Source organism: Pseudomonas sp. NPDC087639 (assembly GCF_044743385.1).
Taxonomy (GTDB): domain Bacteria; phylum Pseudomonadota; class Gammaproteobacteria; order Pseudomonadales; family Pseudomonadaceae; genus Aquipseudomonas.
The window spans coordinates 1,139-20,328 of record NZ_JBIUWI010000040.1; the positions used below are offsets into that span (position 1 = coordinate 1,139).

Sequence of the window (19,190 nt, forward strand, 5' to 3'; positions counted from 1 at the left end):
GAACCAGTCATCGGTGACCGAGAGGATTTTGGTGCCCAGACGGGCATCGGCCAGGTTGACGAACTTCTCGAAAGGTACGGCGTAAGCTTTCATTCTTCTTGTCTGCCTTTAAATAAGTGGCTTGGGATGCTTGCAAGACCCTGGGTACTCTCCGCGTCTGATGTACTCGGGTCAGGCTTCGCTAGAGGGTCAGTAAACGGAACAGGGCGATCTTGTTGATCTCCGCCAGCGCACATTTGAATTCGGTGTCGACCGAGTTGTGAATGCGCGTTTCGAACGCCGCGAGGATCTGATGCCGGTTGCTGCCTTTTACCGCCATGATGAAGGGAAACTTGAACTTGGCTTTGTAAGCGTCGTTCAGCTCGGTGAAGCGAGAAAACTCTTCGGCCGTGCATTGGTGAATCCCCGCGCCCGACTGTTCTTCAGTACTGGCCGCGGTAAGCTGGCCCTGGACGGCGGCTTTGCCGGCCAGGTCCGGGTGAGCGTTGATCAAAGCCAACTGGCTGGCGTGATCGGCGCTCAACAGGATGTCGCTCATGCGCTGGTGCAGGGTTTCGATCTCGTCGATCGAGGCATCTGCGCCCAGGTCGTAGGCCTTTTCGGCCACCCATGGCGAATGTTCGTAGATGTCGGCGAAGGCGTTGACGAAGGCGTCGCGGCTCAGGGTCGACGGTTGCAGGGTTTGAAAGCGGCTCATTTGGCGGCCCCTTGGTACGGGTGGGTTTCGTGCCAGTGACGCGCGATGTCGACGCGACGGCTGAACCACACCTGTTCATGACTTTTGGCGTATTCGATAAAGCGCTTGAGCGAAGCGAGGCGACCCGGACGGCCGATCAGTCGGCAGTGCAGACCGATCGACAGCATCTTCGGTGCTTCTGCGCCTTCGGCGTAAAGCACGTCGAACGCATCTTTGAGGTATTCGAAGAAGTCGTCACCCTTGTTGAAACCCTGCACCTGAGTGAAGCGCATGTCGTTGGTGTCGAGGGTGTAAGGGATCACCAGATGTGGCTTGCCGGTCGGGTTGTTCGGTTCCCAGTAGGGCAGGTCGTCGTCATAGGTGTCGCAGTCGTAAAGGAATCCACCTTCTTCCATCACCAGGCGACGGGTGTTCGGGCCGGTGCGGCCGGTGTACCAGCCCAGTGGGCGCTCGCCGGTCAGTTCGGTGAGGATGCGGATCGCTTCGAGCATATGCTCGCGTTCCTGCGCTTCGTCCATGTATTGGTAGTCGATCCAGCGGTAGCCGTGGCTGCAGATCTCGTGACCGGCGTCGACCATTGCACGGATCACATCCGGGTGACGCTGGGCGGCCATGGCCACGGCGAAGATGGTCAGCGGAATGTCGAATTCCTTGAACAGTTTCAGAATCCGCCAGACGCCGGCACGGCTGCCATACTCGTAAAGCGATTCCATGCTCATGTTGCGCGCGCCTTGCAGCGGCTGGGCAGCGACCATTTCAGAGAGGAAGGCTTCGGATTCTTTGTCGCCGTGCAAAATGTTGCGTTCGCCGCCTTCTTCGTAATTGAGTACGAAGGACAGGGCGATGCGGGCATTGCCCGGCCAGTGTGGGTGAGGAGGGTTACTGCCGTAACCGATCAGGTCGCGTGGGTAGTCAGCGCTCACTGCAGTCTTCCTTCTTATTCGTTGACAGATATTACGTGGCGGCCTGGCGGTGAGGTTGCAGGCTGGCGTCACAGCGATGGGCTGATTGTATACAACTTTATTCTCAATTTGTAAGCCTGATTTTTTGCATTTTTCACCGACTGTCATCTTTTACTGCTATCGGCGTGAACCTGCAAGAAACCTGCCTGACCAGTCAGCTAATGGATAGGAGGTTCAATGATCAGGCGCTGCGCTGGCAGATACGCTGTAAACGCCCGGATGGCGGGGGTGGTGTGAAAAATGTCGTTTTTATTGTGTACAATTTTTTTGGAAAGTGTCTTAATCAATCGCTCGCCGCAGCTTTTCGTGCATCGAAAGGGTGCGGTCTCCTTTTCAACTGACTTCGGGAGGCGCGAAGTCTGACTGCTCTTTGCGGCCAGGCGCGCAGAATCAATGGGACGTTTGACAACACACGTTTTGGACGCTGCACACGGTTGCCCGGGCAGCTCGATCAAGGTCGAGCTGTACCGCGTTGAAGGTTCGCACCTGGAATTGGTCGCCAGCGCGATGACCAACAGTGACGGCCGGGTCGATGCGCCGCTGCTGCAAGGCGATGATTACCGTACCGGGGTTTATCAGGTGCAGTTCCATGCCGGCGATTACTACCGAGCCCGTGGGGTGCAACTGCCGGAGCCGGCATTTCTGGATGTGGTCGTGCTGCGCTTCGGCATCTCTGCCGAACAGGATCACTACCACGTACCCCTGCTGATTTCGCCTTACAGCTATTCCACGTACCGGGGCAGCTGACCCCCAAGCAGCTGCCCCCACCGGGAAGCGACTGCGCATATAGCTTCTTTGGTCTTTTGCCCGCTCACACTGCGGGCTTTTTTTATTTCAGTGATGGCGCATGACTAAAGCTCAGTTGTCAGGCAACGACAGTGTGAGCATATCCGGCGTCTGGTGGGTGCAGCGGCCAAATATCTTCAGGTCGGCATTGGTTATTGTTCGAGACTTGTTACTTTCCAGGATCCATTTGCGCTCCGGCATGCTGTATTTGAGTTTTCCTCGGGTGCCATCGGTCATCGCAACATTGCGGACTTCGAGGACACTTTGCGCAATGGCAGAAAACTCTTCGGGCACATCGGCTGTAGCGTCGGTGGGTGACTCAAAGTATCTGGCGTCCAGGCGGTTGATATAAATTCTGTCGAAAGAAAGGTCTACGGTATGCACCACGCCCTTTGGTCCGATGACAAAAATCTCGTCAATAAGATCGTCGGCACCGTATTGAGGTAAATGCACAGTGGTGTTTCCGATATACAGTTTGTTATCCGCCAGGACGATGTTGAATTCACCGAGTTGTGTGGCGTCGAGCTCCCAGGTGGAGGAATGGTTCAGTTGGCTGCTTGCGGTGGCCAGACCGCCGGGCGTCGAAATCCGCAGCACCCTGTTCGCGCTCAGATGGATAAGATAAGTAGCTCCCGCACCTTCAATGTTATCGATGGCAGTCTGTTTGGCGAGAGGCAGTAGCCGGGAGCAAGAAGAAATGTGATCCAGCTCTAGCGCCAGGGTTTGGGGGATCTCAAAAACCGCATTGTCTTTGACCCGTATCGGGAAGCGTAAGTCGTGGCTGGTCAGCGTATTGCCAGCCACGTTGGGCTTATAGTGCGCGGGAGGTTTGGCATAGTCCGCTTCAAGAATCAGGGTGTGGGCTTTTCCATCCCGGAACACCAGCATGTATCCATGAGTTGAAACATTGGCCGCCGCTTTTACCAGTGCAGCGTCGAGTGTCGTGTCTGCGTATTGGCTAACGCCGGCGATTTGCAACAGGTTTTTGCCGAAGTAAAACAGAAAATCGATTGAGACATTAACCTTGTCGTTACCGGCGGCGGCATTCATTTCAATGGATGGCGTAGTCGCAAAGGCTGCATGAGCGCTCGTCAGCTCGGAAAAGTCGTAGTCGAGAAAGATTCGGGTACCGTAATAGGAGTCAGGGTGACTCCCGGTTATAAATTGAGTGTGCGGGTTGAATCGCTGGACGTAGTAGTGGGTGTTCTGGTTGGTGGGCACTTTGCACACTGTTTCATGGACAATGGTGGTTTTTTCAGGACGGCCCACCTTGGTGATTTCTGCGCTTATCTCAAACGGGTCATCGTGTTGCATTTTTTCCGGCAGATCGGGTTTCAAGTAGTAGCCATCTCTGGTGATGATGGTCAATTTGTCATTGTTCAAAACCCTGTGGCCTTCGGATGTTTTGTAGACATTGTCAATCGCTATGATGCTTCTGCGGCCATAGTGAAAATCGAACTGCAGCGTTATCAGAAGGCGAAGTCTGTCCACCTTCCACTTCTCGATGTGGTCCATTCGCCAGCCCAGCGAGATATAGCTTTCATCAACACCATCATCGCTAATGAGCACTGAGCCCTGCGAAAGGTCCACGTGATAAAAATCCGTTCCGGCTTCACCAAAGGCCGTTGCATTGTTCTTGAGCAGATAAAGCGTGTCGTTACCGGCGCCGGCGTAGATTTTGTCTGCGCCTCTTGATGTGATCACGTTGGCTTCTTTAGTGCCCGTGACAATACTTTTTCCATCATTGAGCGTCTGAACGTTTTCAATGTTTTCGAGCAGTGCCTTGAAAGAATAACTTTCTCCATCCTCGACTGTCGGATCCGCATTGGGTGTGTAGATTTGCAGGGTGCCCGCCGTCAGGTCGATGTCATATCCCCGTCCCTCAGCGGGAAATGACTGCTTGCCATCCAGTATCAATGTATCGCTGCCGGCGCCCCCTTTCAGTCTGGAGAACTCAGCGCTCTCAACCGGCCTCTCGATTGCTTGCGCGGCATTTTGGACAATGAATTTGTCATCCTTTTCACCCCCGGTCAGAGTCTTTGTCCCCTCTGCGTAATAAAAGGCATTGGGCTTTTTCTCGACACCCGTGACCGTATCCTTGCCATCACCGATCATCCACAGGATGCCTTTGTCTTCTCCTGGCGTACCGAGCACAGCACCGGGTGTCTGGGCTGTAACGCCGGCTCGTGCGTCAATCGTATCGTCAAGACCTACGACCTCGGGGACGTAGACGATCGGCATGGTTTCTACGCCCCACCAGTGCTTTACGCGTTCACGTCGTTTCTTGAGGCGGTCTTCGTAGCGGCCGTGCACGACCGCCTCGATGGTGTCCTTTTGAGTCTCGTCGAGTATCTTTCTGGCCGTCGTTGTCAGTCGTTTGGCGGTTTCGATTTTGGCTTTGGCCAGTTCGTAGCGATTTTTGATGTCTTGATCGATATCCATCAACGGCACAAACGAGAACCAGCCGGTGCGCCAGCGTTCTTCAACGGTGAGTTCAATGTAGTCGTCGATTTCATCCACCATGCGCACGGCGCCGTAGATCTGCGAGCCGATCGCCATGAGCGCACCAGCGGCCAGGCCGACCGGCCCTGCGAACGAAAAGCCGGCCAGGGCGGCGGTACCCAGAATGACCGTCATGGCGGCACTGGCGATGTTCAAACCGGCGCTGACGTAATGATCAATGGCTTGTTTGCCGGTTTTATTGCTGGCGGCGTTGAATTCTCTGACAGCACTGTAGATATCGAACGGCAACGTCAGCGCACCGCCGACAAGTCCCCCTGAACGCCCCAGCCTGATTCCGACCCGGGTTTTGGCGAAATCCTTCAAGGCGCCACTGCCTGCTTCGATCATGCGTTGACCGGCTTTGGTGACGGCTACGTCGGTGATAATCGAACCGACCTCTGTCCCGATGCCGATGCTGTTAAAGATGATTTCATCCTTGTCATTCTTTTTGACGGCATCGTAAATACCGCGAATGCCCATGAATATGCCAAAGGCCTGAATGCCGACGCTGGCGCCGACCGTGGAATGGTTTTTGATGATGATCCAGCTCGGGCTGCTCTGCTTTTTTGAATAGCTCAGACGCAGATCCAGGTTCTGTGCCGAGTTGAGAAGACGAGACATTTTCTGCGAGTAATCGACCTCCCCGACGTTCACACCGGTGTCATTCCTTATGACCGGCGGGGCCGTCTGCGGGCGCAGGCAGGCCATCTCATATAACAGGGAGGGCAGTAAATAATCGTCGCCGAAAGTGGACACTTTCATGCGCTTCTCGATTTCGGGATAACTGAGTTGCAGGGCGTTGACGAACGATCGGCTGGGTGTACGAAACTGGGTGTTATGGCCGGTCAGCGGTTGGCCATCAATAGTCGCACCCAATGCATCCAGGCCTCGACGAGTAATGGTGTAGGGGCCGATCTTGAACGGCCCAAACAGATCGTCGAGCATCTTGAGCTGGCCGGGTTTGCGGGCGCTATTTTCGGGTTCTGGGTTTGCACTGTCGCTCTTGATGTCAGGCGCGAAGTCGATAGTCGATGAAGTGCGCTCATTAGCATGATTACCAATATCAAAAACTTCGACGGTTTCGTCTTTTGCATAGGTATTAATGGGCAGGGGGATTGACATGTAAACATCCTTGTTCGGTGTTGCAAGTTATAAGTCGATGAGAATAGGGGGTGATGCAAGCGAGAAAATAATTCTCTCGCTTGTTTCGGCTGATTTTTTTTTGAATGGTTTCTATTGGCTGCCGTTTTGCGTAGCAGCCGGTTGGATCAATTAATCAAATTTTGTGATGACAAGGCTGCCTTGTCCGGAAGGTAGGATATTGAAACTTCCAAGTAAGTAGAAGATTTTATTCTTCTCAACATGTTTTCGCAGGGTAAGTGCGTCATTAGGATTGATTTGGTTTTTCAGTGCTTTTGAATAAACCCACTCTGTCGGATTTACCCTGTATGTTCTGCCTTCATGAAAAGGACTGAATAACATAAGGAATATATTGTCGACGCCTGCTCGTCTAAACATCAGTGCGTCCCTTTGTGTTTGGCGAAAAGATTCAAATATATTGTAACCTTGATGTTCCAGAGCCGCTTTGAACACGGCTCTCGGTGAACTGCCGTTTATTGCTCTTTTCCACTGCACTGGCATACGCTGCGAATCAAAGTCAATCCGGTAGAGCCCTTCAGCAGAAAAGGGTGGCATATACATGAAGCCTGTCGCGTCCTTTGGCAGCGGGGGCATGAGAGCCAATGGATCGATCAATTCCTGACGGTTGACGTTTTGAACGTCAAGATTCCTGGATCGGTCTGTCCAGTAGTTAAACGTATCAAACAAATCATTGAGGCCGTAACCATTCATCTCTTCAGAATGATTGGCTCGCTTGAACATAAGACGTGCGGTTTCGTTTGCCGAATGATCCGACATATAAGGAAATTTATCGGCAACATAGCGGGCGAACGGTTTTTTGAATGGATGACCGTCTACGACCCTCCAGTCAGGTTCTGTGGCGACTGCGTGATTTTGCTTTATCTTCACCGCGCCCCTGGGTTGTAACTCCGGCATGACACGTAGCATCTGTTCGAACGCGTCGAAACGTTCAGCGGCGAAACGTGGTGGTTTGATAAAGACTAGAGCGTCATCGGCATGTCCCGCCTGAGGGACTATCGGAAAGTATTTTCCTTCGATTTTGATAGCGTCACTGATGTGTGGTCTGGTGGTGTTTCCCCAGGCGCGCCAGTCGCCGCTACGCAGATCCGCAGCGTCTGATTCGCCATCCATTCTCGGTCGTTTACCTGGCACTGCCGTTGGTTCATCGGTTTCAGAAGCTGCCCGGCGATTATCCGGTGGCACCGTGTGCACGGTCTTGCGGCGCCAGAGCTGTGTTCCCGGTATTTGCTCAAGCACAGAGCCAGACGCCGTCCGTTCTCCAGCAAAGGTCTGTTGATAATGGCCGTCGGGGTTTTTACGAACCATGACGGTTCCCTCCGCCAGATCGACATAGCTTTTCTTGAACTTGTCATAACGCACGCCGTCGGTCGTGCTGTGTGCACTCGTCAACAGTGCTGCCAGATGCGGGGGGAGGAGGATCGATGCTTGTGACGGCGCGCCTGCCACTGCAGGTTGCGTACTGTTTCCCTGCTCTGACGTTCGCCCATACCAGTCTGCCTCGACACGCCAGCGAGCCTGCCCTTCGATTTTCCTCAATATCGGTGGCGTAACACCCGGGGCGTCGGGCCAGGGAATCTGGTAGTCACCGTTGCTGTTGAGTTCGGCACGGTAATAGCCTCCTTCTTCCAAGTGTGCATAGAACTCACCTCTTGGGCTGACGTAAAACCCGTCGATCGACGCGTGGGGCCGCAATAGATGATTCTGCAGGGCCGGCCATGAAATCTCTCTGAGGTTGGTATTGAGATCCGTCATGACCGGATCCGTGATACGGGTTACAACGACACGCGGTGCAATGTCGTCGTTACCCGCCAACGTGGGTGTGGAAGTGTCGGATACTCGCTCACCTGCGGATATGGGCGGATTTGAACTCTCAATGTTGACACGGTTGGCCACAGTTTGATCCTGTACAGGTCTGGATGTTTGGGATGTATCGCTGTAATGACTTCCCGTTATCGATTTGGGTGGTTTGGTCATTGACGTTGACCTCTGATGATCTGCTGTTTATCCAGGGCGTCGTTAATTGACGCTCTGGCGGTTTCCGTCTTTTGCGTTTATCAATCTCCACTCGGCAACAGTTAACCGGCGCAGCGTTATATCGCTACGAGCCGTAGTGCTTCATGTAAATTGATAACCGCTGTTGTAATTGACGTTTGCTGTGGTTTTATATGGAAAGCAGGTCAGCCCTCTCTGACGATAAAGAGTGTTGTAAGTTGCTGAGTCTGTTTTTGAATGCCCCCCATCAGATAGACGACCTTTTGTTCATCGATATAGGTGGCCAAGTCCTTTTGTTGTCCGCCCATACGGATTTGCAAAGCAGACTCATTCAAATGTGAAGCGGGGAGAGCCTTGCGCTGTATCTGTTTGCCGATAACTTTCGGGAAGGTCAGTACAAAGACGCTGTTGATTTTTTCTCGATGAAACAACAACGTATTTTCGCCCAGGTGAGGCGACGTTTCGTTGATGAGGTAACCGTTTTGCGTCAATACAGCGCTGAACAAACTCCGCAAGTCAGGTGTTGTCGGTAGCACGGCGTGGTCAATCCAGTGCTGAGCAAATTGTCCGGGATCGAAGTCCAGGCGTTGTAATCCCTCACCTAGCGATGAAGGCATGCTCAATGACAGGTCGTCAGCATTCGGCGGCGGGAGTTTGCGTAACATCGTGAGCGGGTCAGCCAATTCTCGTCGTTGAACCGGGTTGTTCTTCCTGTCGGCCCAGAATCTAAATGTCTGGTTCAATACCGCCAGGCCATGACCGTTGATAACTTCGGATCGGTTAGCCTGATTAAACATGGCTCGAGCAAGTGAACGTGTAGATTCAGTCGATAGATATTTGAAATGCGTCGAAATGTAATTTGTGAGGGGCATTTCGAACGGTACACGCTTGCTCAGGACACACCATTTTTTATCGACTTTAACCGCCCATTTTGGCTGTAACGCCGGGTCAGTTCCGAGCATGTGTTCGAAGGCGTCATATAAGCCAGGTGAAAATTGCGGGTGTTTCACATACACCAGTCGGGTGTCGGCGTTAATGTTCTGAATCACTACTGGGTAGTGAAGATTGTCTATTTCAATGTGCATCTCTAGCGGCGCTCTGGTCGTCTTGCCCCAAGTGCGCCATTGCTCGAAAGACGGATCAAGTGCAGCGTCGCTGGATGAAATCAAGCTCTGGGTAAGTGCTTGTGTATCGGTTGCACTGTCTGCATCGTCGCCCAAAAAGAGCCGTTTACTTGGACCCGGCGCGGGATTCGTTTCAGTTGCCGGCCGACGTCTGTCCAGACGCAATGTATCTTGAGTACCCGAAGCGTGCGGTGTTTTCAGGCGCCATTGTTTTGTTCCGGCAATCCGTTCAAGCAATGCACCGGAGGGGCGGCGCTCCCTGGCGAAGGTCTGCTGATAGTTGCCGTCAGCATTTTTACTCACCATGACAGTGCCGTCGGGTGTATCGACATAGGTTTTACGATGTTTGTCATAGCGGATTCCATCGCTGGAATCCGCCGCTTGAGAAAGCCGTGCCGCCAGATCCGGATCAAGGTATTTGGTTGCGTTCACTGTCCTCGGTGATGGCACGGTCGGGACATGGGGTAGTACGTCTGACTGCGGTGTCAGCCAATCCGGTTTTTCCAGGCGCCAAAGCGGTTGGTCTTTTATTTTGCTCACGAACGGGCCTGGCGAGCCGGGGGCGAAGTCGAAGGGAATCTGATAGCGGCCATCGGCTTGGCGTTCCACCAGAAAATGGCCGTCGCTTTCGATATGGGCATAAATTCTGCCGTCCGAGCTGATGAACAGACCTCCGTCAGGATCCAGTGGCATCAACAAATGCGAGCGATCGGCGGGCCAGGTTATCGAGCGCAATACGTCGTCGAGTGATAGCGGGCGGGTTGAAGGTATTTCACTGACGGTTACAGAAGGCTGATGTGTCAATTCGTCGGACGCCCCCTCGGGCGTGAGGTCGAGAGTTTGATCAACGCGCGCACGCATCGTATCGATACCCGCGATATCCGTGCGGTTGACGTCGGGCGAATTCACGGCCACAGGATCGGTCTTGGCGGGGGAATCAGGCAGAGGGGTGCCTGGTTTTTTTTTCGGAGGTTTAGCCATTCAGGACATTCTCGATCGTGTTGGTTTTCGGTTGCGCATCGGTCTCAGCCTTCTCTGACGATGAATAGATATGTCTGTTGCGCAGAGACTTTTTGAGTGCCGCCCACGAGATAGACGACCTTGCCGGGTTCGAGCATGTGCTTCCATTCGGATTTCTCGAGCGTGGCTCTAAGTGCCGGTGCATTCAGTTCCTCGCCCGGTTCCATCAGGCGCTGGACTGTGCCGTCCGGGGCGCTGGGGCGGAATCGCAACACGAATACAACGTCCAGATTGCTGCGCTTGAACAACAAGGCATCCTCGCTGAACAACCGACTGGTGCGATCGACCTCATAACCGTTGTGCTGCAGAATTTCGCTGAAGACACCGCGCAGGCTGGAACCGGGGGTATTCATGGCATCACGCCATCGCTGATCAAACATTTGCGTATCGAAGTCGATGCGCTCCAGAGCCGTGGCATGGGGCGAGGGCAGCAACAGTGTCTGGCTAAGCACGCCGGGTTGCAGGGGCAGGACCGGAAGCATCATCAGCGGGTCAGCGAGTTCGCGGCGGGGGGCCGTGGCAAGGGAGCGGTTTTCCCAGTGATAGAAGGTGTCAAACAGCACCCGCAACCCTTCACCGTTGATGACATCACTGTGGTTGGCCTCATTGAACGCTGCTCTGGCGAGGGTGCTCGAGGAGTGATCCGACAAGTACTTGAAGGATTTGGCAACAGACTGAGTCAGCGATCTGCCAAACGCGGGGAGTTCCACCACCGTCCATGTGTGATCATTTCTAACCGCCCATTTCGGCTGCAGTGACGGGTTGTGGTTAAGCATCCGCTCGAATGCGTCGTATCGACCCGGAGAAAAGAGCGGGTTTTCCAGGTACACCAAGGTCGTTTCGACCGACACGCGTTGCGGCACGATCACATAATGCTGACCGTCTATTTCTATGGAATCCTGCCATTCTGGCTTGAAGGTTTTCCCCCAGTTTCTCCAGTGTCCTGCGGGCCAGGCATGCGCGAGCGGTGTGGCATCAGGCAACGGCACGGTCAATGGCTGTGTGTGGCGTTGCTCGCTATCTTCAGTCAGGTGTGGGCGTTTGCTTGGGCCGGGCGTCGGTTCGTCGATGACAACAGCTGACCGTTCATGAGTTCTTCGTGACGTGCCAGGCGGCCGGTAAGGTTCCGGCGTTTTTACCCGCCACCGTTTTGTGCCCGGAGAAGGCTCGACAACTGCGCCAGGTGAAGACCGCTCGCGGGCAGAGGCTTGCCGATAATGACCGGCCGGATCCCTGCGCACCAGGAAGGTGGTTCCGTCCTCCATGTCGACATAGGTGGCGCCCCGTTTGTCGTAACGAAGCCCGTCCGCCGTGTTCTGGGCATTTGTCAGCCAGGCGACCTGTGCAATCGGCAAGGGTAGGGGGGCTGCGGATCAGACGGTGATTCAACTGCCGGCGCACGATCAGCCTCTACCCCGTGACTCGGTCGGTTCGCTGTCTCGGGGCGCCAGAGAGGTTGCCCCTCGATCTGTTTCAGGAACGGACCCGACTCCCCCAGATTTTGCGGCCAGAACACCCGATAGCGCCCATCCGGCTGGCGTATGACTTGAAGGTAGCCTTCGCCTGCCACGTGAGCATAAGTGCCGCCCTCCGGGCTCTGGAAAAGGCCGCTGCCGGTTGTGCGCAACAGGTGGGTTTTATCGGCAGGCCAGGTAATCGCGCTCATATTGATCTCCAGTAATCTGGCGATCGAATCCGGCAATGTACTGACCGTTACCGTTGGCGACCGGTCCGTCCCGGTTTGCGCAACATCTCCTGAAACCTCTGGCGCGCGAACACTGCCAGGGATCGCGGGATCGGGAATCTGCGCTACAAGACGGTCGCCCGCAGATGGGTCCGATACGGCCCTTGTGGTGGTCGGTGAAGTATCGGATGAGGGGGTTACGAGAATTTTCTTTGGCGGCTTTGCCATCCTTGGCGCTCCTTTCGGTTAATGAGTCTGTGTTCGCGATTACCCTTCTCTAACCATGAAGAGCGTCGGTTCACCCGACTCCTTCAATTGCGTTCCTCCCATCAAATAAACGACCTCGTTTTGCGCAAGATGAGTGTTCAATGCCTGCTGTGCAGCGGCACTCAGTCTCGCCTGGAATACCGTGCTGGAAATTTCGGAACCTGGTAGCGAGTTTCGGGGAATCGAATTCCCGGTAATACGCGGCAGTTTCAACACGAATACCGCAGGTATGCCTTCGCGGTGAAAGATCAATGCTCCCTCTTGCAGGGCGCGTGTTTTCGGGTTGACGCTGTACCCGTTGTCTTGCAGAACGGTAATAAACAACGAGCGCAAGTTGGCAGGCGTAGCGGCCGAAACGTATGCGTTCCATTTTGTGGAGAACGTTTGCGGATCAAAGTCGATACGTAAAAATGCTTCGGCGGAGGATGAGGGGAGTGTCAGGATGCCGCCGGAAAACAGTCTGTCGGGCTGTGTCGGCAACTTGGGCAGAAGCATCAACGGGTCCAGCAGGCTTCGCGCTGGCGGCGCATCGTTATTGACGCGATCAACCCAGTGTCGAAATGTCAGAACCATCATCGACAGTGCATGATTGGTTACCGCTCCGGACTGCGTGCTGTGATCAAACACGGCGCGTGCGATGGTGTTTGAGCAATGATTCGATAAGTATTTGAAGGCACCGGCAACGTATTGCGTCATTGGCATTTCAAAAGGGGGATGGCTTTCCAGGACGCTCCATTGGCCGTTGCGCTTGAGCGCCCACTTCGGTTGGCGTGAAGGCTCATTGCGCAGCATGTTTTCAAACGCGTCATAGCTCTCAGGTGCAAATCCCGGATGTTGCAAATAGACAAGACCGGTGTCGGGTTGACCGCCCCGGGATACGATCTGGTAGTGGGCGCCGTCTATTTCTACCGCATCGCCATTTTCGGGGCGGGTCGCTTTTGCCCAGTTTCTCCACTGGCCAGAGGATAGATCCAGTGCGACGGGCTGCCGGGAAAACAGTGTTTCCATGAGCGCGTCGGTGCTCGCGGTGTCACTGCTGGCCGACTCCTGGCGCGGCCGTTTGCTTGGGCCGGCAATCGCCTCAGTGGTTTCGACAGGTGAAGAATCAACGTCGGGCTGTGGACGTTTTACGCGCGTGTTGGTCGGCTCTTTTAAGCGCCAGAGTCGGGCTCCGGGGATCTGTTCGAGCAAGGCTCCCGTGGGGCTGGACTCACCGGGATGCGTGTGTCGAACACTGCCGTCCGTGGCCTTGCTGATCATCACGGTTCCGCCCTCCATATCAACATAGGGCGTACCGTGTTTGCCGTAGCGGATGCCTTCAGGTGAGTTTTCAGCACTTGTCAGCAGGGCAGCCATCTCCGCGAAAATGAATTCAGGTGGGCGCGGATCAGTGCTGCCGGACACATCGATATTGATCGCCTGATGTGTTGCCGAGTCTTGTGCGCCGTCCGCCGTGCGCGATTGACGTGCAGGCGAAAGTTGTTGGGGTTCCTGCATGCGGCTCACGATAACGCTTGGGCGCTGGCCAAGTGTCTCTGACAGAACTGCTGAGGTAGAGGACCCGGGTGTCGGATCACTGCTCCCGATGTCTGGGACGGAATGCCCCGTGTCACCGCGAGCGGTGCCAGAGGCGTCGGCCGTTGCTCTTGTTGTGGTTACCGAGGGATCGGCTGACGTTGTAGTGGGTATTTTCTTGGGTGGTTTAGCCATTGAATTGCTCCGGTGAAGCGCGTTTCGCGCGGCGGGTTTCAAGAGGGCTTATGTTGTGCAAACGGGGGGGCTGGTGTGCGGTATATATATCTGGCTTTGCGGCCAAGTAATGCAAGGCGTTACGCTGATACCGAGAGGGCGGGATTTGAAAACCCTCACCGGTGGATCGATGAGGGTTTGAGGAGTGTTAGCGTTTTCCAAGGATAAAAACTGCATTCGGAGCTGATGCGGTTTTCAACATGTCCCCGTGCCTCGGCAGTTGTCAGCGCGAGATGGCCGGTGGCAATGATCCACTTTTGTTCAATCAGATCAACGGCTGCCAAGTAAAGACATGGCGCCTGCACCACCAAACAACCCGGCACTGATCCGATTGAACCAGCTCTGGCCTTTGCCGCTGCGCAGATAGCGCGCTGCGCCATGGGCGCCAAGCCCGTAAGCCAGCTTGCACAGCAGATCCAATACCGTCCAGGTCGCTATCATGATCAGTAACTGCGGCAGGAACGGCTGTTCGGCGCTGAGGAACTGCGGCAGGAAAGCGGCGAAGAACAGGATATCTTTCGGATTGCTTGCGCCCAGCACAAATGCACGGCCGAACAGCGCACGAAAGCGTGGTACCGGAGCCGCCTGCGGTACTTCAGCGCCAGTGGATGGCTGACGCGATTGCTGCCAGCTCTGCCAGGCAAGGTAGAACAGGTACAGCGCGCCGACGATCTTCAGGGCGCTGAACAGTTTTTCCGAAGCCAGCAGCAGGGCACCCAGACCCAGCGCCGACGCACTGAGCAAGCAGATCGAGGCAATTACGCCGCCGAGAAACGCCGGGTACGAACGGCGCAAACCGTAATTCAGACTGTTGCTGATCATCAACAACGACAGTGGCCCGGGAATCAGGATCACCACCAATGCGGCGCCGCTGAACAGCAACCAGGTTTCCAGACTCATCACTTTCCTCCCTATTTTTGTTGGTATCACGAATGTGCAAAAGCCCCACCCGCGAGGGTGAGGCTGATTTGAAGCTGGAACCGCGTGACGCTTACAAGAAGATGAACTTGGCGATGAAGATCGCGCAGAGCACCCACAAACTGACGGAAATTTCCTTGTACTTGCCGGTACCGGCCTTCAGCGCCACGTAGGTGATAAAGCCCAGCGCGATGCCGTCGGCGACCGAGAAGGTCAGCGGCATCATGATCGCGGTGACGATCGCCGGAATGCTGTCGGTCGCTTCGTCCCATTCGATATGGGCCATGCCGCCCATCATCAGCATCGCAACGTAGATCAGCGCACCGGCGGTGGCGTAAGCGGGAATCATGCCGGCCAGTGGTGCGAAAAACATCGCCGCTATAAATAGCACACCTACGGTGACTGCGGTAAGACCAGTCCGACCACCAGCGGCCACGCCGGCAGCACTTTCTACATAACTTGTTACTGGAGGAACACCAACCACCGCGCCGAATACGCTCGAAGCGCTGTCGGCTTTCATCGCGCGGGAGAGGTTTTCTATACGCCCGTCAGCGCCGACCAGGTTGGCGCGCTGGGCAACACCCATCAGAGTGCCGGCAGTGTCAAACATGTGCACAAAGAGGAAGGCCAGCACCACACTGATCATGCTGATGTTGAACACACCCGCGACGTTCATGGCCATCCAGGTCGGTGCCAGGCTCGGCGGGGCGGACATGATGCCCTCGTAGTGCACTAGGCCCAGACCCCAACCGGCCAGGGTCACGGTGATGATGCTGATGAGGATCGCGCCGAATACGCGGTGGTAGCTGAGGATCGCGATCATCAGGAAGCAGATGGCGGCGAGGAGCGGGCCGGGTTCACGCAGAGAACCGAGTTTGATCAAAGTAGCTGGGCTGTCGACGACGATGCCGGCGGTTTTCAGGCCGATCAGACCGAGGAACAGGCCGACACCCGCACCCATCGCATAACGCAGGCTGACGGGAATGCTGTTGAGCAGCCATTCGCGAATCCGCGAAAAGGTCAGGATCATGAACAGCACACCGGACACGAACACCGCACCGAGGGCGGTTTCCCAGTTGTAGCCCATGGTACCGACCACGGTGTAAGTGAAGAACGCGTTCAGGCCCATGCCCGGCGCCAGACCCACCGGCCAGTTGGCGTACAGGCCCATCAACAGACAGCCCAGCGCAGCGGCGATACAGGTGGCGACGAAGGCTGCACCGTGATCGATCCCGGCATCGGCCATGATGTTCGGGTTGACGAAGATGATGTAGGCCATGGTGATGAAGGTTGTCAGACCGGCAATCAGCTCGGTCTTCACCGTGGTGCCATGCAAGCTGAGTTTAAACAGGCGCTCAAGCAAGCCAGTGCGTAACGGCGGCGAGAGATCCAGCGTCGATGCTTCGGATTTGCGGCTTTCCACAGCGAGTACTCCTCAAGAGTTTTATTTTTATTTCCAGGGCCGGACCCATGAGGGGTGGCAGCGGCCCTTTGAGGCATACGCGAATTTGTTGACCATGCGGTCAGGAACTCGCACGCTGTGGATTATGCTTTTGTGTACAAATAAAGCAAATATTGTTTTTGATTTTGTTTACGGAAGGTCCGTCGATAGGGATATATCGGTCATTCGACAGCAGCCTGAGTGTTCCCCAGCGCCAGGTTCACCGCCAGCCACCCATTCACCGCCGCTTCCCCGGCCTCGGCAAACACCCGCTCCAGCAACTTCACCTGCTCACGCCGCAAGGCCTGTTCAAACTTCGCCCCTTCCGGCGTCAACTCCAGCAACCGCTTACGCTTATCTGCCTGCGACGCCACGCTCTCAACCAGATGCATCTCCTGCAACTGCCGCAACGGCATGTTCAACGCCTGCTTGCTCACACCGAGTAACGCAAGCAATTCCTTCACGCTCAAGTTCGGATAACGGGCGATGAAAAACACAATCCGCTGATGCACCCGCGACAGGCCGCGGCGTTCGAGCATCTCGTCAGCCTTGGCGGTGAAGGCCTGATAGCCGAAGAAAAACGCTTCCATGGCCTGTTGCTGACTGTTGGGGTTTTTAAGGTCAAGCATGTTGACGTACTCGCTCAGACTGGCGTAATTTCAGTCAACAAGTTTGACTCATTTTTCACATGCCTCGCTACCGGTGACTTCCATGGCTTTTTCCGAACGTGTCTCGCGCCTTAAAAGTTCTTTGATCCGTGAAATCCTCGCCGCGGCCCAGCGTCCGGAAGTGATGTCGTTCGCTGGCGGCTTGCCCGCCGAGGCCATGCTGCCGAAAGTCGAATGGGCCGACATGCCGCTGTCCCTCGGGCAGTACGGCATGAGCGAGGGTGAACCGGCATTGCGCGAAGCGCTGGCCGCGGAGGCGAGGGCGTTGGGATTGGCCTGCGAAGCGAGTCAGGTTCTAGTGGTCAGCGGCTCCCAGCAGACACTCGATCTGGCGGCCAAGTTGTACATCGACCAGGGCACCGAAATCCTGCTGGAAGCGCCAACCTATCTCGCGGCGTTGCAGATCTTCCAGCTGTTCGGCGCCGACTGCCTCACCGTGCCGCAAGAGTCCGATGGCCCGAACCTGGCACAACTGCGCAGTCGCCTGGAACAGCATCGTCCGGCGTTCATCTATCTGATCCCAACGTTCCAGAACCCTTCCGCCGTGCGCTACAGCGAATCCAAACGTGCCGCCGTCGCTGCATTGCTCGACGAATTCGGCGTCACACTGATTGAAGACGAGCCGTATCGCGAACTGACTTTCGACGGCGGTAGCGCCAAACCGATTGCCGGACGTTTGAAGAAGTCCAGCTGGATCTACACCGGTACCGTGTCGAAAACCTTGCTGCCTGGTTTGCGTGTCGGTTATCTGATCGCCAGCCCGGATCTGTTCCCGCACCTGCTTAAGCTCAAGCAATCGGCGGATCTGCACACCAATCGCATTGGCCAGTGGCAGGCATTGCAGTGGATCGGCAGCGAAAAATATCAGCAGCATTTGAGCGAATTGCGCGGTTTCTATCGTCAGCGGCGCGATGGTTTTCAATCGGCGCTGGAAACGCATTTCGCTGATTTGGCTGATTGGAATGTGCCGCAGGGTGGGCTGTTTTTCTGGCTGACGTTGAAGCAGCCGCTGGACACGCGAACGTTGCTTAACGAGGCGCTGGCCAATGATGTGGCGTTCATGCCGGGCGAGCCGTTCTTTCCCGACCCCGATAGAAACCTCGGGCATTTGCGTTTGAATTTCAGCCACATCGACCCGGCGCGGCTGGATGAAGGGCTCAAGCGACTGGCGGCGGTGGTGCGCAAGGCGCAAATCGAGAAAGCTGCCTGAAAAACCAATAAACCGGCTCAAGGGCCGGTTTATTGTTGTCTGGGTTTTGCGCTGACCGGGCGGGCCTCATCGTTAGCAGGCCCACAACAAATGCATCAGACCGCAGCGAAACGCTTATCCAGATAATCAATGATCACCTTGGATTCATACAGCCAAGTCGTCTGCCCATTCTCTTCAATGCGCAGGCAAGGCACCTTGATCCGGCCGCCCTGTTCCAGCAGCGTCTGACGATCCTGCTCATTGTTCTTCGCATCCTTCAGCGCCACCGGCACATTCAAACGACGCAAGGTCCGGCGGGTTTTCACACAGAACGGGCAGGCGTGGAACTGATACAGGGTCAGGTCCTTCGCAGAGGCGTCCACCTGAGCCTGGGCAGCGGCGGGGCGTTTTTTCTTGCCCGGACGGGTGAGGAAATCGATGAAGATGATCAGTTGGCCGAGACCGACACGAAGCGCTTTGACGAACACGTTACTAGCCTCACAGGGACATTGAAGAAGGCGCGCAGCTTACCCGATTTTTCACGGGCGAAAAAAAACCGGCGATCAACGCCGGTTTTTTTGTGTGACGAGTTACTTGATCAGGCTGAGAAATTCGCTGCGGGTCGCTGCGTTTTCCCGGAACTCACCGAGCATCACCGAAGTGATCATCGACGAATTCTGCTTCTCGACACCGCGCATCATCATGCACATGTGCTTGGCCTCGATCACTACGGCCACGCCCAGCGCGCCGGTGACTTGCTGCACCGCGTCGGCGATCTGACGACTCAGGTTTTCCTGAATCTGCAGGCGGCGCGCGTACATATCGACAATGCGCGCGACCTTCGACAGGCCCAGCACTTTGCCGCTCGGGATGTAAGCGACATGCGCCTTGCCGATAAACGGCAGCAGGTGGTGTTCGCACAGCGAGTACAACTCGATGTCCTTGACCAGCACCATTTCGCTGTTGTCGGAGCTGAACAGGGCACCGTTGGTGACCTCTTCGAGCGTCTGTTCATAACCGCGGCAGAGGT

General features: G+C 55.5%; 15 protein-coding genes. 2 read left to right on the forward strand and 13 right to left on the reverse strand.

Features of this window, described 5'->3' with window-relative positions:
- From ACIOVB_RS17215 to puuE, 3 genes are all read right to left on the reverse strand, one after another.
- Positions 1-93: hypothetical protein (locus tag ACIOVB_RS17215; protein WP_401269767.1), on the reverse strand; the 93-nt coding region annotated here is incomplete at its 3' end.
- 88 nt (positions 94-181) lie between these two features.
- A complete protein-coding gene (gene uraD, locus ACIOVB_RS17220; RefSeq protein ID WP_401269694.1) occupies positions 182-697 on the reverse strand; it encodes a 2-oxo-4-hydroxy-4-carboxy-5-ureidoimidazoline decarboxylase in 516 nt (171 codons plus the stop codon).
- The gene (gene puuE, locus ACIOVB_RS17225) at positions 694-1,620 is read right to left on the reverse strand and encodes an allantoinase PuuE (protein ID WP_401269696.1); all 927 of its coding nucleotides are present in this window, start codon (positions 1,618-1,620) and stop codon (positions 694-696) included. The genes uraD and puuE overlap by 4 nt, the downstream gene beginning before the upstream one ends.
- Positions 1,621-2,052: 432 nt before the next feature.
- Between puuE and uraH the strand changes: the two genes are divergently transcribed.
- Positions 2,053-2,406 carry a hydroxyisourate hydrolase gene (uraH, locus tag ACIOVB_RS17230; RefSeq protein ID WP_401269699.1) on the forward strand — a complete coding sequence of 118 codons (354 nt, stop codon included), beginning with the start codon at positions 2,053-2,055 and terminating at the stop codon, positions 2,404-2,406.
- A 111-nt stretch (positions 2,407-2,517) separates the two neighbouring features.
- On the opposite strand, the gene ACIOVB_RS17235 is transcribed toward uraH, so the two are convergent.
- From ACIOVB_RS17235 to ACIOVB_RS17270, 8 genes are all read right to left on the reverse strand, one after another.
- Entirely contained in the window at positions 2,518-6,069 is a 3,552-nt protein-coding gene (locus ACIOVB_RS17235; protein WP_401269700.1) for a calcium-binding protein, read from the reverse strand.
- Positions 6,070-6,219: 150 nt separating this feature from the next.
- The gene (locus ACIOVB_RS17240) at positions 6,220-8,001 is read right to left on the reverse strand and encodes a hypothetical protein (RefSeq protein ID WP_401269702.1); all 1,782 of its coding nucleotides are present in this window, start codon (positions 7,999-8,001) and stop codon (positions 6,220-6,222) included.
- A gap of 284 nt (positions 8,002-8,285) precedes the next feature.
- Complete coding sequence (locus ACIOVB_RS17245; protein ID WP_401269704.1) at positions 8,286-10,205, reverse strand: hypothetical protein; 1,920 nt, start codon at positions 10,203-10,205, stop codon at positions 8,286-8,288.
- 44 nt (positions 10,206-10,249) lie between these two features.
- Complete coding sequence (locus ACIOVB_RS17250) at positions 10,250-11,599, reverse strand: hypothetical protein (RefSeq protein ID WP_401269706.1); 1,350 nt, start codon at positions 11,597-11,599, stop codon at positions 10,250-10,252.
- A 596-nt stretch (positions 11,600-12,195) separates the two neighbouring features.
- Complete coding sequence (locus ACIOVB_RS17255) at positions 12,196-13,692, reverse strand: hypothetical protein (RefSeq protein ID WP_401269709.1); 1,497 nt, start codon at positions 13,690-13,692, stop codon at positions 12,196-12,198.
- A 522-nt stretch (positions 13,693-14,214) separates the two neighbouring features.
- Entirely contained in the window at positions 14,215-14,844 is a 630-nt protein-coding gene (locus ACIOVB_RS17260) for a LysE family translocator (protein WP_401269711.1), read from the reverse strand.
- A 91-nt stretch (positions 14,845-14,935) separates the two neighbouring features.
- A complete protein-coding gene (locus tag ACIOVB_RS17265; protein WP_401269712.1) occupies positions 14,936-16,285 on the reverse strand; it encodes an NCS2 family permease in 1,350 nt (449 codons plus the stop codon).
- 200 nt (positions 16,286-16,485) lie between these two features.
- Entirely contained in the window at positions 16,486-16,932 is a 447-nt protein-coding gene (locus ACIOVB_RS17270; RefSeq protein WP_187680076.1) for a MarR family winged helix-turn-helix transcriptional regulator, read from the reverse strand.
- Between the two features lie 82 nt (positions 16,933-17,014).
- Between ACIOVB_RS17270 and ACIOVB_RS17275 the strand changes: the two genes are divergently transcribed.
- On the forward strand, positions 17,015-18,181 hold the full coding sequence (locus ACIOVB_RS17275) for a PLP-dependent aminotransferase family protein (RefSeq protein ID WP_401269714.1): 1,167 nt from the start codon (positions 17,015-17,017) through the stop codon (positions 18,179-18,181).
- A gap of 95 nt (positions 18,182-18,276) precedes the next feature.
- Here the strand turns inward: ACIOVB_RS17275 and ACIOVB_RS17280 are convergent, their stop codons facing one another.
- Both ACIOVB_RS17280 and folE read right to left on the reverse strand, forming a co-directional pair.
- Positions 18,277-18,648 carry a glutathione S-transferase N-terminal domain-containing protein gene (locus tag ACIOVB_RS17280; protein WP_401269716.1) on the reverse strand — a complete coding sequence of 124 codons (372 nt, stop codon included), beginning with the start codon at positions 18,646-18,648 and terminating at the stop codon, positions 18,277-18,279.
- A 102-nt stretch (positions 18,649-18,750) separates the two neighbouring features.
- Positions 18,751-19,190, reverse strand: a 440-nt coding sequence (gene folE, locus ACIOVB_RS17285; RefSeq protein WP_401269718.1) for a GTP cyclohydrolase I FolE, incomplete at its 5' end; no start/stop codon positions are given.

Coding starts and splice junctions, on each gene's coding strand:
- ACIOVB_RS17275 (WP_401269714.1), top strand. CDS start 17,015: ATGGCTTTTTCCGAACGTGTCTCGCGCCTTAAAAGTTCTTTGATCCGT.
- ACIOVB_RS17245 (WP_401269704.1), bottom strand. CDS start 10,205: ATGGCTAAACCTCCGAAAAAAAAACCAGGCACCCCTCTGCCTGATTCC.
- uraD (WP_401269694.1), bottom strand. CDS start 697: ATGAGCCGCTTTCAAACCCTGCAACCGTCGACCCTGAGCCGCGACGCC.
- ACIOVB_RS17235 (WP_401269700.1), bottom strand. CDS start 6,069: ATGTCAATCCCCCTGCCCATTAATACCTATGCAAAAGACGAAACCGTC.
- ACIOVB_RS17260 (WP_401269711.1), bottom strand. CDS start 14,844: ATGAGTCTGGAAACCTGGTTGCTGTTCAGCGGCGCCGCATTGGTGGTG.
- uraH (WP_401269699.1), top strand. CDS start 2,053: ATGGGACGTTTGACAACACACGTTTTGGACGCTGCACACGGTTGCCCG.
- ACIOVB_RS17255 (WP_401269709.1), bottom strand. CDS start 13,692: ATGCAGGAACCCCAACAACTTTCGCCTGCACGTCAATCGCGCACGGCG.
- ACIOVB_RS17270 (WP_187680076.1), bottom strand. CDS start 16,932: ATGCTTGACCTTAAAAACCCCAACAGTCAGCAACAGGCCATGGAAGCG.